Below are 14,698 nucleotides of genomic sequence, written 5' to 3' on the forward strand. Positions count from 1 at the left end.
GAGGGTGAGATATGTTGAGCGAGCAGTTCCAAGAGCTTAATGTAGCTGACTTCTTCTACAAAAACAAGGATTTAGTCGGTTTCGACAGTCCTCATAAAGCTACTTACATGATAGTTAGGGAGCTCGTGGAGAACTCGCTTGATGCTTGTGACGGTCACAGGATTTTACCCGACGTAAGGGTTACGCTATCAAGGGTTGAGGGGGAGGGAGGACAAGAGCGTTATCACATAAAGATAGTTGACAATGGTATCGGTGTTCCTTTGGAGGCCGTGCCTTACGCCTTTGGAAAGGTGCTTTTCGGTTCGAAGTACTCCATGAGGCAGAACCGGGGAACCTTTGGCTTAGGCGGAAAGATGTCCATGCTTTACGGTCAGATAACAGCTAACTCAAGAGTAACGATCACAACAAGCCAGGGAGGAAACAAGATATACACCTTTGAACTCAGCACGGACATCAGGACGAATACGCCTATAATCTACCGGCGTGATGAGGCCGATAACAAATCTCATTTTAGGGGCGTAAAAATAGAGTTTGACTTTGAAGGAGATTACGGAAAAGCCAGGGATAAAATCATTGAGTATTTCTACGAAACCGCCATGATATTACCTTATGCCCAACTCACTTTTATAGACCCTAACGGCACTCTGCTGTTTTATCCAAGGATAACTGAAAAAATGCCCAACCCGCCAGTTGAAACACAACCACATCCCCATGGCGTGGACTTGGAGCTCCTTAAACGCATGATGGCCGCAAACCCCCACACTAGCCTTCAGGTATTTCTCTCTAAGAACTTCCAGCGGGTGGGTGAGCGCACGGCAAAGGCTTTTCTCAAATCGAACGGTTTCGATCCTCACATGGAGGTCTCTCAGCTTAGCACGAAGCAGCTCACCAAGCTGGTAACGGCCCTAAGGGAATATCCCGATTTCCTTCCGCCTGATCCATCATGCCTTTCGCCCATAGGGGAAGAGCTCTTGAGGGAGGGCATAAAGCGGCTTCTATCACCTGAGCACGTTGTGGTTACCACCAGGCCCGCCCGGGCTTACGAAGGCAATCCGTTCATAGTTGAGGTCGGAATAGCGTATGGTGGCGCCATAATGCCGCCCGACAAGCCAGGCAAAGTCCAGCTTTACAGGTTTGCCAATAAGATACCGCTTCTTTACGATGAGTACAGCGACGTTTCCATGGCCGTGATACAGAGCATAAACTGGAACCAATACAAGGTGAAGCTTGATGAGGCACCAATAGCCTTCATAACTCACATATGCTCAACAAAGGTTCCATATAAGACCGCGGGAAAGGAGTACGTGGCGGCCAGGCCCGAAGTAGAAAAAGAGATCGACCTTGCGATAAAGCAGGCCGCTAGAGAGCTGAGAGTCCAGCTCTCGCGCATGGAGAAGGCCGAGTACAGGGAAAGGAGGACCGAGGTACTTAGAAAGTACCTTTCCATGATGGCAAGCTTTTCCACTTTCTTAGCCGAAAAGACGAAGGAACCCGACATCGACTCGCTGCTTAGGGAAGGAGGTGTTAAGAAGCGGAGAAAGGGTGCGGTTCAACTTGTTGATGATCCTCCAGAAGACGAATTCAAAGAGAAAGGGAAAGCTTGAAAATCGCGAGATGGTGAGAGAAAAATGGAAAGAAACACCGATAGGAGCGAGTTCGCGAGGAAAGCGCTAAAGGATCTGGGTATATCGATTTACAACCAGATGGAGGAGGGGCGCTTTCCAGAGGTCATGATTCCAAGCCGCCAAACGAACAACATATATTACGATCCTAAGCTCGAGCAATACGTTCTGGGAGATAAGAGGGTCGTGAGGAGCGCTGACAACGTTAAGCACGTGAAGCCTTTGGCCCAGCTCTTATGGGTGGCAAGGATAGGAAAAGAACTCATCGATTATGATAGGGTATCAACTCTCCGTGACTTGTTTTATATGTCAAAAAACATAGACATAAACTTCGCAACTCAACAGGAGTCAGATGAAGCCGTCTATGACTTAGAGGCCCTCCTTTCGATGCCTAGGGAAAGCTTTAACATATTTCCTCATGACAGGGGAGCCATATTCGGTGATCTAACAGTTAGGTATAGGGTAAAAGGTTTCAAGGATAGCCTCATAAACCTCACCGATAATCCCGATGGGGTAAACATAGGTCCGGCTCTGGACAACGCGGAACTCGTGAAAACAACCGCCGACAAGGTAATAGCTATTGAGAAGGGAGCTATATTTATACAGATGATAAGGGAGAAGGTGCATGAGAAGTTCAACGCCATATTGATAGATACGACTGGTCAAGCCTCGCGCAGCGCTAGGTTGCTCATAAGGAGGCTTAATGAAGAGCTTGGGCTTCCCGTATACATACTTACCGATTGCGATGTGTGGGGAGCTCACATAAGTATGGTTATAATAAGCGGGTCTGTTAATAGCGCGCACATAACTGGTCTGAACACGCCTTCCGCTAAGTGGCTAGGATTCTGGCCTACTGACATAAACAGGTATAAAGTTCCAACCATGAAGATGAAGGAACTGGACTGGAAGAGACTCGCTGAGCTTAAGGCCGATCCCCGTTACAAAGAGAAGTTCTGGAAAGAACAACTTGACGCTTTTGAGAGGCTCGGCCTCAAGGCGGAGTTGGAGGCCTTCAGTAGCAAGAACAAGTCAGTGAGTCAGACTTTCCTGGTGGAGACCTACATACCGGAAAAGCTGAAGGAGCTGGGAGCCATATAAACTTCCCTACCCATGAAATACCTTTTTTTATAACCGCCTATCTTTAAGCGATAAAGATGCCTGGGGGAAGCAAAAAACTGGTGCCAGTGAGGCAAGACCTCGTTGATGCCGTATACGACATAGCAAGGGAAGAAGGAAAGGCCCCCTACGATTTGATAAATGACATATTTAACCAGACGTTAAGAGTACATAAGATGGGCAAGGACCTTCGCGAGATTGTTGACGCATACGAGCTCATAGAGACAGAAAAAGGTTCTGGTTCTGTCATTATAGGCTCCGACATACTTTATTACATGATAAACAAGCTCTATCCTACGGAGATGGATAAGATAGGTAAGATGTATTTTGAGAGAGGGAGATGGTACGGGAATTACCTCTTCGCCAAGTTCTTCGGTTCTGAAACTTCTGACGATCCATTGGAGCCTATAGTCAATATGCTTAGGTTTTCTCTGTGGGACGTTTCCACGATTGACTTCAAGAGGAAGGGTGATGAAATAACGCTTTCGTGCATAGCTCCCCATCTATCTGAGGAGGGTACCGAGGTGCTTACGCAATACCTAAAAGGCGTTTTCAGTGCGCTGGGGTATGAGGCTAAAGCAGAAAACATCAATAAGGGAATAATAATGATAACTTTTAACTCGGTAGGAGTTCAGGGGGAACGGAAGTCCCCTTAAGGAAACGGGAGCCCCCCTCACGGAAGTTCCACGAACCTCTAACCTGAGAGGGGCCCGTTGCGGTGGCGCCCTCCAGCGATCAAGCCGCTCGCGCGTGCGGGCGGCAAGGCGAGCGTCCCCTGCGGTTGCCAAGCGATGTGAAGCGCCCATGCATCGGGATGTAGCTTACGTCGCAATTAAAGATAAGTAAAAGCCCAGGGGAGCCGCGGCAGAAGAGACTTAACGGATTTGAGTTCACGGTTTTCTTTGCTTCTCGCCGCCATGGGGTTATTTCATCTGGCTTAACGCGTATAAGACCAGCTCTTTCCAGGGTGGTCAAGTACCTGTAGGTTGTTTGAGGAGAGACGCCGAACTTCTGCTTGCAAAAAGCTATTGCATCATCCTCTGAAACGCTGCCCTTAGATCTTATGAACTCCAGTAACTCTTCCATTTTGTTTTCGGCGGAAATCTTTTTCCTCATGGATTGAAGCATATCTTGACGGAAAAGGTTTTCGCGCTTTCGGGTTTTGATCTATTTTGATCGAAATCCATATAAGGTCGACTTTTTCGACCTAAAATGGCTGAACATGATCTTAAATCGGAATCTGTAGGTCTATGGGAACTTGTCTTTCAGAGCATGGGCCAGATTACGCCAATAACCATACTATCGGGGCTTATATTGAGCATAGTGGGCTTTTCTATGGGGGCAGCGCCACTGGTAATGCTGGTCTCCATGCTAGCTGTGCTTTTATCTGCAAACACTATATACCAGTTTTCGAATAGGATTGCTCATGCAGGAGGTTACTATGCGTACGTTGCCGATGGCATGGGTAGTAGGGCAGGCGTTTTCACTGGACTTCAGTACTTGCTGTACCAGGTTAGCAATTTGGCTCTGGAGTATCTCATAGTTGCATGGGGTTTCTCGAAGTCCCTTAGCTACGCCTTCGGCCTTCAGCTGCCCATCTGGACGGGAGTCGTATGGATATCGCTCATGACGGCTTTGTCCTACGTGCTGATGATAAGAGGCGTTAAGCCATCGCTGAAGCTTGCCCTTATATTGGGAGGGGTTCAAATCCTGTTTATATTTGCCCTGTCTGGTTTCGTCATTGCTAGGGCTCCTGACGTCTCCTTCGCTCCCTTTATTCCCTCTTCAAGCCCCAATGGATGGCAAGGCGTTTTCACGGGGTTCATAGCGGGAGGGTACCTTGCGTTTGCGGGATATGGCTCCGTTGTGCCTATGGGTGAGGAGGCAAAAGCACCCAAGGAGACCATAAGGAAGGCCGTGCTTTACGCCGTTCTGCTGGCAGGAGTTACGTTCGTGGTTGGTTCCTATGCTATGGTTGTTGGGTACGGCATGTCGAACCTCTCTACGTTTACCTCACAGGTTATACCGGGTCTCATTGTAGCGAAAAGATTTACGGGAGCTTTGGGTGCATATGCCTTCATATTAGTAGGGACATTTCTTTCTACTTACGGTACGGTTGTTGGCATGGGCACGCCTTTAAGTAGAGTGATATTCTCTCTAGCACGCGATGGGGTAATTCCTAGGTCTCTTTCCAAGGTAAGGTCGGGAAGCCCAGTAGCGGCCATAAACGCAACGTATGTGATTTCCGTCTCTGCGGCGCTCTTGGCGGGTTTGACGTTTTACAAGCTCTTCGGGTTTTACACTGGCATATACTACGCTTGGGCTATATTCGGTATATTGGCAACGCTTGCCAACCTGTTAATCCACATCCTTTCAAACGCATCGCTTTCGACGCTTTCCGTAAGAAACAGAAAGAGGTGGCTAGTTTGGCTTGTTGCACCTACTGCCACCACGGTAATAATGATCATCGCGTTTTACTTCTCGCTTTTGGGCCTGGGTTGGCCCTTCTTGCTGGCCCCAGTGATCTTCGTAGCGTGGAGCGCCATATCAGCGATATGGGCCTTGAGGAGTAAGCAGGCATCGGTGGTGCAAAATGCTTGATCTGCTGCTGCGGAATGGTAGGGTGTTTCACCAGGGAAATTTTGAGGAGGAAGACGTTGGAATTAAGGGAAATAGAATAGTTAAAATCGGGGTTATAGCGGAGCAAGCATCTAAGGAGGTTGACCTGGAGGGCAGGACGGTGCTACCGGGCTTTATAGATAGTCACACTCATATGCTCCATCTTGGCCTTCAGAAGCTGAGGCTCGATCTCTCGGAGTGCAAAACCAGAGAAGAGGTGATAGAAAAGGTAAGAAACCGCGCGAACGACCCAGGGACTAAGGTCATCGTAGGGTACGGATGGGATGAATCCGCGTGGGGTGAAACAGATTACCTCAGAAAGGATGAACTCGATTTTATTGAAAAGCCCGTCGTCATGTATCGTCGTGATGGCCACATGGCGACGCTCAATTCTGCCGCCTTGAGAAAGCTTGGGCTTGAAAGCCGGGACGGTATATTGAAGGAAGGGGACCTTGACCTTTTGGGCGCGTTGGTTTCTCCAGACCCAGCAGAGATCACCGCAGCGTTGGAAGTTGCCTTCAATGTGGCCCTAAGGGAGGGCGTGACCGCGGTGAGGGACTACGTGGATCGGGCCACAGCCCTTGTGTATTCATCGCTTAATCCCCCTATCAGGGTGTACAGATCAATTTATGCCGATGAGTACTTTGAGGGCTTTCAGGGAGAATCGAGTTGGGGGGTCAAGGCTTTTCTCGATGGGTCTATAGGTGCGAGAACGGCAGCGCATGAAGGATGGCCAGACTCAAATCTCAAGATGGACGATGCTCAGTTCGCGAAACTCGCGACCTCTTTTTGGGAACGCGGGATGCCCGTTGCAGTGCATGCCATAGGCGACAGAGCCGTATCAGTTGCCCTCAGGGTTTTTCAGAACGCGCCCCTTCGCAACTCCGTCGAGCACTTCGAGCTCGTAAACAATGAAATGCTTGACGAGGTAGGCAATACCTTCATATCGGCGCAGCCCAACTTCCTGCAGTGGGCCTTGCCAGGAGGCCTTTACGAAAGCAGGCTGGGGAAGGGATGGCTTGAGCAAAACAACCCATTTCACGAAATCCTTGCGCGGGACCTCGACCTGGCTTTTGGCTCTGACTGCATGCCCTTTGGGCCTAGTTACGGCATATATTACGCGATATCATCTCCGTATTCAAAGCAGCGCATAACACTCGAGCAGGCCATCGAATGCTACACAAAGGCAGGGGCGAAGCTACTTGGAGCTCCCTTGCTTGGTACAATTAGCGAGGGGAGTTACGCAGACATAGCGGTCTTTGGAGCGGATTACGGAAAGAACGTTGAGGCCTTAAGAAGTGAGAGGTCTCAAATGACTATAGTTAACGGCAGGATAGCTTACGTTAGAAGTGCGGATGGCTTTTCGGTCAATGAATCGGGTTAATCGCAAGCTCGGAGCTATTTTCACATGAAATTGCTCATCGTTAGTTTAAAGTTGAAAATAAGCTTAATAGCAAGCGGCATTTTTGCACTAAAATGGACTACATGATCTCAGAGGTGACGGTTTTTTAAATGGAGCAGAAGGCAATGCTACGTAAGGACTCGTTGTCCTTATGGCATGTCGTCGCGCAGGGTCTGATCTCGAACGGCCCACTTTCTGCGGCGGCGGTTGCCCTTACGGTGGCTGCCTCGTACGCCATGGGTGCCACGCCGCTGGCGTACACGTTAGGAATAAGTCTCGTTTTACTTTGGATAAACACGCCCTATCAGTTCAGCAAGTACTTCGCGAGCGCTGCAGGGGTGCACTACTACGTTCATAAGTCGATGGGAGCCGGTGCAGGTTATTTAGCTGGGCTTAGCTACGCGGCGTATTATACTGCCCTACTTCCGGCAAACGCGCTATTCATAAGCGTTCTAATAAACACTGTTCTGTCGCAGTTCGGTTACTCATTGCCATATTACGCATGGATACCCATATTCCTGCTTTACCTATTACCTCCGGCGCTTATGAACTACCTTGGCATAAGGCCTTCTCTTAACTACGGGATAGTGACGGCCTTTGTGGAGATAATAACGCTGATAATAGTGAGCGTTCTCATAATAGATAAGGCAGGACCCGCCAACACGTTGGCGGTTTTCAATTACAAGCTCGCCTCAGGAGGACTTAGCGGTTTTGCCGTGGGAATGCTAGTGGCAGGCTTTGGGATGTCTGGAACTACGGCCACGGTCTACCTGGGTGCTGAGGCAAAAGCCCCACATACCACAATAAAGAAGGGACTGCTTGTATCGACGCTTATGATCGTCTTCCTCTACATATTGGTCTCCTATGCGATGACAATTGGATGGGGGTACAATGATATGTCATCGTTTGCATCGTCTGGTGCCCCCCTCTTCGTTGAGCTTTACAAGTACGCGGGCGTGTGGCCTGAGCTTATAATAGCCGCCCTAACAGTTAACAGCCTAATAGGACTTGTGACAGCCTCAATAATAGTGTCCAGCAGGCTTTTCATGACCTTTGGTAATCAAGGGTTACTGCCAAAAGGCCTATCGAAGGTCGATAAAGCGCATGGAACTCCTGGTATGGCAATACTTTTCACGACCATCGTAGGCGTGATTACGGGGATAGCCTTAGGTCTGGCATGGGGCGTAATTTCGGCCTACTTCTTCTTTATACTGCTTGCGACCATAGCCGAGTTTACGGGCCACGCAATAGGAAATATCGGCCTTTCGTTCTTCTCATGGAGAAATCACATCAAGAATTTCCTCATGTACTACTTGCTACCGATTGCTTCGCTGATTACCGTCGTCTTTGGCGTGTTCTACACGTTCTACCCGGTATCTTATCCAACGGTTTATGCACCCGTCGCCATGGCGATCATACTGGTCGCCGGCTATATTGAGTACGCACTGATCTCCAGAAAGGGAGGAAAAAGCCAGCTTAGCCAAGGAATAGAGGAACTATCCTCTGAAGTAAAATAATTTTTTATTTATGCAGTGCCCTTATGGGAGGTACCGAGTTGAGGTGCTCGATCTTATCCGTTATGCCGTGATTGGTGGCTATTTCCTTGTAAACGAAGGCGCTTGGTCTCCAGTAAAGCTTTTTCGTAGCGTAATCGACCTTTATGAGGCCAAACTTCTGGCCGAATCCAGAGGCCCACTCGTAGTTGTCTGCAAGAGACCAGTGGAGGTAACCCTTTACGTTTGCTCCTTCCTCCAAAGCCCTCTGAACGCTGGCCACGTGCGATACTAAGTAGTAGGGTCTCTGGTAGTCGGCCTCATCCGCTATGCCGTTTTCTGTCACGTAAATGGGCAGGGAGTACCTCTTCCAATACTTTACCAGCAAGTCTTGGAGCCCTTCGGGATAGAACTCCCAGCCGAAATCACTCGTCGGCCTTCCTGCCAAGCTGATCGAATTCCTCTCGCATGCGAATCCGTAACCGGGTATCACCCTGTAGCGGGACCCTGCGGCTTGCACCATAAGTCTGGTGTAGTAATTAACGCCTATCCAATCCAGCCTGCCCTTGAGGTCATCTCTGCTCTCACCATCCAATTTTCCCCTTATTATGGCATCGAAGAAAGACCACCTTTCATCCGTTTCTATGGCCTCAACGGCTTTTTGATCGTAGTCGGTTAAGGGGGTAAATGCCGAGTTCGCGTATATTATACCCACTGGCTTCTTTGACAGCTTTTTTATGGCATCATAAGCGCGGGCATGGGCCTCTATTATGTTTTGCCTTGCTATGGCCAGATGCGTAAAGCTGAGGTAGCCCGGGGGAAAGCCTGACTTGGTTTGCCCGAATCCTTGCTCATATACTACGTTTGGTTCGTTCATGGTGGAGTACTCGTCAGCCAGGTCGTCGAACTTCCACGCGATAAAGGCCGCGTACCTGGCGAACTCCTCCACGTGATCGTGGTTCAGCCAGCCCGTGTTTTTGGCGTTTAGCTGACCCCTCCTCACCGCTATGGGGTCGTGAACCCATAGCGGAAGCGGCCAGTGGTACAGGTTTAATATTAGGTATATTCCCCTCTTCTTTAAATCGGAGAACATCTCCCTGTAGTGAGCTATGGCCTCCTTGTTGGCCACGGCATCAAGTTGCTTGAGGTCTTCCTCGCTTCCCGCTCCTTTTGACTTCGGAGGCGGGTTGGGAAATATCCTGGACCACTCCGTGTTGAGCCTTGCTATGGTCAGTCCCATGGATTGTGCTGCGTCGTGAAATGCCTTGTAGTTGCCCCAGTACCCAGGGCCGTTCTCTGGAAGGTCACCGCTCACGAGGCCTGCGGCCATGTTTTCTGGGTCGTGCACCCAGGCGTACCAGTCGCTGTTCTTGTCCTCTGAGCCCGGGGTTCCCATCTCTGATTGAAATCCTGCCTGCGACCATCCGAACCTAAAATCCTTTGGGAATTTCATAATTGAAACCCGCGCTAGCTTAAAGTTCTTACCGTTGGGACAGATCAGTAAACTTTTATATAACGGCGTGATTTATGATGAAATGGACATCAAAGTTGGAGATACGCGCCTTGTCAGGCTTAGATCTTTTGGAGACAAGCCTGAGATTTACGCCAAGCTTGAGTGGGAAAACCCTTTTGGTTCGGTCAAAGACAGGGCTGCGTACTTCATGCTCAGTAGGGCAGTGGCCGAGGGGCGTCTCTCATCGAAAAAAGTGATGGAAGCTACAAGCGGGAACACTGGGGTGGCCTTGGCTGGTATGTGCAGGCTTTTGGGCCTTGACTTCACCGCCGTTGTACCGGAAAGGGTCTCTCCAAACGTCAAAGCCAAGATAGAGGGATTGGGGGGTCACATAATAGTCGTCAAGGAGGGCACGTATCCTGATGAGGGAGAGGGGACCTCTCAGGCCGTAAGGTACGTGAAGGAGAACTCCAAGAATTATTTCGTTCCAAACCAGTTTGAAAACGAAGCCAACTTCGAGGCCCATTACGCGGGCACTGGGCCCGAGATATGGCGCGATGTTGAGGTGAACTACCTTGTAGCCGGCATGGGCACCGGGGGGACGATAACTGGTGCCGGAAAGTACCTTAGCGAGAGAGGGGCTGAGGTGATAGGAGTAGAACCGAAGAGGTCGTTTAGGGTACCTGGGCTGAGAAATGTGGAGGCTAACGGCATGTCCCCTCTTCTCGAGAGGCACTTCGACGTGGTGGACTACGTGGTGAAGGTTGACTCTGACGCCATAAACCTTGTAAGGGAGGTTCTCGAAAGGGAGGGTCTCTTCATAGGCATGTCCTCTGCGGCTGCCCTTGCGGGAGCGCTGAAGCTCTTAAAGGGAAAGCCGAAAAGAGCCGCCGTTATCTTTCCGGACTCCGGATGGAACTACATAACGACTTACGAGAAGATGGGCATAAATGTAAACGGTTATTCGACTGAACCACTTAAGGTTGCCCCGTTGCGCTGATGGGGTTTTGATGAAAAGCATGCGAGCGCCGCTTGAACAACTTAACGCCAACGTACAAGATGATAGCGGCGATCACGACGATGGAGATCGGTATGAGGTACTTGTTAACCCAGGCCGAAACGATCTCCCAGCGCGAGCCCAGCGTAAGGCCGGCGTAGATCAGCGAGGCGTTCCATATGGCCGACCCCGCAAGCGTATACGCGAGGAACTTCTTCTTACTCATGGCAAACATGCCTGCAGGGATCGATATGAGGGCGCGTAGCCCTATAACGAACCTAGCTAAGAGCACTACTATTGGCCCGCGTCTCTGAAACCAGTCCGTAGCGGTTTTCAACGACCTTTCGTTAATTAGGGGAAGCTTTGTCACTGACTTGCCGAGTTTCAGACCTAAGGCGTAATCTACGGCGGAGCCAATAATGGAGCCTGCTAACGAAGCGACAAAAGCTAGCCAGAAATCCGTCCTTCCTTGGTAAACGAGATAGCCCTCCAGCGGCAGTATGACCTCGCTGGGTACTGGCAACGAGGCGCTTTCCATAGTCATGAGGACAATAAGGCCAATGTAGCCTCCAGCTTCGACCGCTTGGACTACCCATCCGAGGCTGACAATGCCAGAAATAGATGGCAAGTAGTCATCAAGATCGTAAAAGTAAAAGACGGCGTACCCAAGTGCCAGAATGAGCACAAGCAAGAGAATCAAGTAGCCTTTCTTTAATGTTTCCAACGTTTAAGTTTCAACTGATAGCTTAAATGCGTTACGAGGCAAGTGCGCCGCCGACCTTAAGCGTCGTTGTCTTGGTAATTATATGTACGATGCTGAAGCCTTTAAGAGCGCCATAAGGGCGTTTGAGTCCGAGCTCGTGAGGCTTAATGCCTCCAAGAGAAGCGTGCCCGGCTACGAAATATGTGAAGATCTTAATTTCGTGGAGCCTAAGCCAGCGTATGACTTTGACCTGGCTTTCTGCGATGGCGGCAATTACCCCATATTCACTAGCAGCTACTTCATATTTCAGTTAAATCGCGTTTTCGCGTCCTCGTGGAAGGGGAGGAAGAGGACCGCTTACGTTTCAGTTGATTTCCTTACGTTAACCAGAAGGACGAACGAGGGATTTTCGAGCGCGGTATACCCTCTTAAGGCAACATCCGATATCGCTGTTGGCGACGTCCTTCCAAGCGAGCCTGAGACCGTCGTGGACTACAGGGAGCTTATGGGACTCGATGCCTTAACCGCAGCCTCGCAACTCCCTAGGAGAATAGCCGAGAAGAAGCTGGCACGGACGCTCATAGGAGATCACGTGGTGGTCCTTGACGGGTTATTGCAACCTGAATGCCAGGCCGAGTGGAACACCATAAATGAGCTACGCTCCTTATCGCAGGCAGGCAACCACTTAGTGGCAGGGCTTGCGAAAACGGCGGCCCTTTTGGATCCCGCCCTTGTGCCCACAACCCTTTTAGATAGGGAAGGGGAGTGGTACGTCCGCATAGCAAGGGTGACGCCCAGAGGAAGCGATCTATATGCGGCAAAGTTTCACAGGGCAGCGATCGCGCCTTACTTCGTTGAGGTGGTCGAGGGCGATGAGCGTTCGATCGAGGACCTTTTCGATGCCCTTTTCTCCGATTCCCTTGATCCTCACCTACCAGGCTATCCACATGGGTTAATCGACGCTGATAAAAATGCCAGAGTTGGTATGCGTGAGGCAGAGCGCCTCAGGGAAGAGATCCTGCGGGTGATAGAGCCAGAGCTGGCCAAGGGCATAGTGCGTGGTGAAAGGACGCTTGGAACGCACGACCTTTTAAATGCTCTAAATTCAATGTAAGTCATGGATGACGAAGTCGGAGTTATAGCTGGAGGGGCTTTCGGGGAGATAGTGCTTCGCAAGGACAGCGATAAGGATTTGGAGCTGGGGCAGCTGCTCGTCTACGAGAAGGGCAATAAGAAGCTCATATTGAAGGTCGTGGATCTAGTCCACGGCTCCACGCTGCCTCAGAGCTCGGTCGACATGGCACAGGGTTACGCGAGAGAAGAGGGAATGCCACCTCTGTCGGTATACGAATCAGACGAAAAGGTATCTTACTTCACGAAAGCGATAATGAAGCCGCTTGTTGAGATAAGGAGAGAAGGCACCACGCAAACGGTCATAGCTCCTAAGAGTCTACCAGAATGGTGGGAAGCGGTGAGGATCGCTAGGACAGAGGACCTCGACTTTTTGCAAGAAGAGGGAGTGTTCTTGGGGTACCTGAGGAACGGCTCAAGGGTGATGAACATCGAAGTCAGGATCCCTCCGGAAAAGCTAATAGCGCATCACGTTATCATAGCGGCCAGCACCGGAAAGGGCAAGAGCAACTTGGTCAAGGTCGTGCTCAGCTCTTTAGCGCAAGAAGGATGCTGTGGCGCATTTGTCATAGATCCTCATGGCGAGTACTGGGGATTTCATGAGGAAGGGCTGAAGGGCCTCGGCGAAAAGGTGGTGCTGCTCTCTCCGGACCCGCCTCCAGGAGGTATAACCCTGAGGATCCACGTGGATTCGCTGCTTCCAGAGCACTTCTCCGGGATAACGAACTTAAGCCCCGCACAGGAGGAGGCGCTCCAGATGCTTTGGAAGCAAAAACATGGCAAGGGGTGGCTTTCCACGTTTCTTGGTTCTGATGTATTACCTAATATGAATACTCAGGGAGTTCGTGAATCAACGCTTGAAGTCCTCAGGCGCAAGCTCAGGCTCATACTTTCATGGGAAGACGATCAAGGGATTTTCACGATAAGTGGAGGCGAGAAGACGGTAAATCAGATCGTGGACTTTCTTGAGGATAGGAAAACGGTGATAGTGGACACGTCATCGCTGGCTGAAGGCGCGGAGCTTTTGATATCGAACGTGGTGGCGAGTGAGGTGCTGAGGAGGCACGAGCGCGCTAAGGCTAGGGGAACTTTGGATCAGCTACCACCCGTTGGAATAGTCCTTGAGGAGGCCGCCAGGGTTCTCGGAGAGGGGATTGAGCCTAACGTGCTAGAGAGGATAGCAAGAGAGGGACGTAAGTTCAAGGTTGGTCTCATAGCCGTTACGCAACTTCCCTCGCTTATACAGAAGGAACTGATAGCGAACATGAACACCAAGATAATACTTGGAAATGAGGCGAGGACCGAAAGGGATGCCCTCATAAATTCATCGCCTCAAGACCTTTCTAATGAAGATGAAGAAATAGCGCAGCTGGACGTGGGAGAGGGCATAGTCGCAAGTTCATTTCTCAAGATGGCTGTCCCCATAAAGGTACCTCTATTTGAAGGTATAAGAAAAAGCGAGAATAAGGATAGGCCGAAACTGGCGTTAAGTGCTAGGCCAGAGAGGCGAGCGCTTTATAAACTCGAATAGACCCTTGGGATATTAAATCGTTGAGATCACGATAAAAACGTCGAATTACGCGATTTATGTCCAAGGTCATTTGGTTTAGACAGTTTTACTCTAATGAGGTTAAGGGGGAGGGGAACGGAAGTCCCCTTAAGGAAACGAGAGCCCCCTCACGGAAGTTCCACGAACCTCTAACCGTAGAGGGGCCCGTTGCGGTGGCGCCCTCCCACCATGAAGGCGCTCGCGCGTGCGGGCGGCAAGGCGAGCGTCCCCTGCGGTTGCCAAGCGATGTGAAGCGCCGTCCTTTATGGCTAAATAGTTCACAAGGTATAGCACATCTACATCATAATAACAGAAGCGTTGTCTTGTGAGATCTGATTGGATTCATAGTTACATTTCTCTTTAATGCCAATGCACGCGGGCGTACACAAGACCATATTTGTTGGAACGTTTGCGTTTGCTAATTCATTTTGTTGTAACTTCACCTATAACTGTTCTACAAAAATAAGTGGTAGCGGAGGCAAGTAGGGGTAACAACCAACATCGTAAGGAGATGGCTAAGTAAAGCGACGTTTTCGAGGGAAATTATTATAACGCTAAAGCTGGTAGTCGTAACTTTCGTGTTAAAGGTTAGCTTTGTACTGGATAATTGAAT

Annotated in this window: 11 protein-coding genes; 9 read left to right on the forward strand and 2 right to left on the reverse strand. The window is 50.0% G+C overall.

Annotated features, from left to right (window positions below):
- Positions 1–14: 14 nt before the first annotated feature.
- The 6 genes from PRZ02_RS05170 (at position 15) to PRZ02_RS05195 (ending at position 8,276) form a co-directional block, all read left to right on the forward strand.
- Positions 15–1,604 carry a DNA topoisomerase VI subunit B gene (locus PRZ02_RS05170; protein WP_449464764.1) on the forward strand — a complete coding sequence of 530 codons (1,590 nt, stop codon included), beginning with the start codon at positions 15–17 and terminating at the stop codon, positions 1,602–1,604.
- A 24-nt stretch (positions 1,605–1,628) separates the two neighbouring features.
- Positions 1,629–2,720, forward strand: coding sequence for a DNA topoisomerase IV subunit A (locus PRZ02_RS05175; protein ID WP_449464765.1), 1,092 nt, complete (start codon positions 1,629–1,631; stop codon positions 2,718–2,720).
- Between the two features lie 56 nt (positions 2,721–2,776).
- Positions 2,777–3,394, forward strand: a complete 618-nt coding sequence (locus PRZ02_RS05180; protein ID WP_449464766.1) for a hypothetical protein — start codon at positions 2,777–2,779, stop codon at positions 3,392–3,394.
- Between the two features lie 556 nt (positions 3,395–3,950).
- Positions 3,951–5,339 (forward strand): APC family permease, encoded by a 1,389-nt coding sequence (locus PRZ02_RS05185; RefSeq protein WP_449464767.1) that lies wholly within the window; start codon positions 3,951–3,953, stop codon positions 5,337–5,339.
- Positions 5,332–6,741, forward strand: coding sequence for an amidohydrolase (locus tag PRZ02_RS05190; protein WP_449464768.1), 1,410 nt, complete (start codon positions 5,332–5,334; stop codon positions 6,739–6,741). Before PRZ02_RS05185 ends, PRZ02_RS05190 begins: the two co-directional genes overlap by 8 nt.
- Before the next feature lie 128 nt (positions 6,742–6,869).
- Complete coding sequence (locus tag PRZ02_RS05195) at positions 6,870–8,276, forward strand: APC family permease (protein ID WP_449464769.1); 1,407 nt, start codon at positions 6,870–6,872, stop codon at positions 8,274–8,276.
- Positions 8,277–8,280: 4 nt separating this feature from the next.
- On the opposite strand, the gene bgaS is transcribed toward PRZ02_RS05195, so the two are convergent.
- Entirely contained in the window at positions 8,281–9,708 is a 1,428-nt protein-coding gene (bgaS, locus tag PRZ02_RS05200) for a beta-galactosidase BgaS (protein WP_449464861.1), read from the reverse strand.
- Between the two features lie 79 nt (positions 9,709–9,787).
- Between bgaS and PRZ02_RS05205 the strand changes: the two genes are divergently transcribed.
- Complete coding sequence (locus PRZ02_RS05205; protein ID WP_449464770.1) at positions 9,788–10,705, forward strand: pyridoxal-phosphate dependent enzyme; 918 nt, start codon at positions 9,788–9,790, stop codon at positions 10,703–10,705.
- Here PRZ02_RS05205 and PRZ02_RS05210 read toward each other — a convergent pair.
- Positions 10,683–11,426, reverse strand: coding sequence for a DedA family protein (locus PRZ02_RS05210; RefSeq protein ID WP_449464771.1), 744 nt, complete (start codon positions 11,424–11,426; stop codon positions 10,683–10,685). The two genes, PRZ02_RS05205 and PRZ02_RS05210, sit on opposite strands and share 23 nt — an antisense overlap.
- An 82-nt stretch (positions 11,427–11,508) precedes the next feature.
- On the opposite strand from PRZ02_RS05210, the gene PRZ02_RS05215 reads away from it, so the two are divergent.
- The gene (locus PRZ02_RS05215; RefSeq protein ID WP_449464772.1) at positions 11,509–12,519 is read left to right on the forward strand and encodes a hypothetical protein; all 1,011 of its coding nucleotides are present in this window, start codon (positions 11,509–11,511) and stop codon (positions 12,517–12,519) included.
- 3 nt (positions 12,520–12,522) lie between these two features.
- The gene (locus tag PRZ02_RS05220) at positions 12,523–14,067 is read left to right on the forward strand and encodes an ATP-binding protein (protein ID WP_449464773.1); all 1,545 of its coding nucleotides are present in this window, start codon (positions 12,523–12,525) and stop codon (positions 14,065–14,067) included.
- Positions 14,068–14,698 lie beyond the last annotated feature (631 nt).

This window comes from Tardisphaera saccharovorans (assembly GCF_046635845.1).
Classification (GTDB): domain Archaea; phylum Thermoproteota; class Thermoprotei_A; order Marsarchaeales; family UBA168; genus UBA168.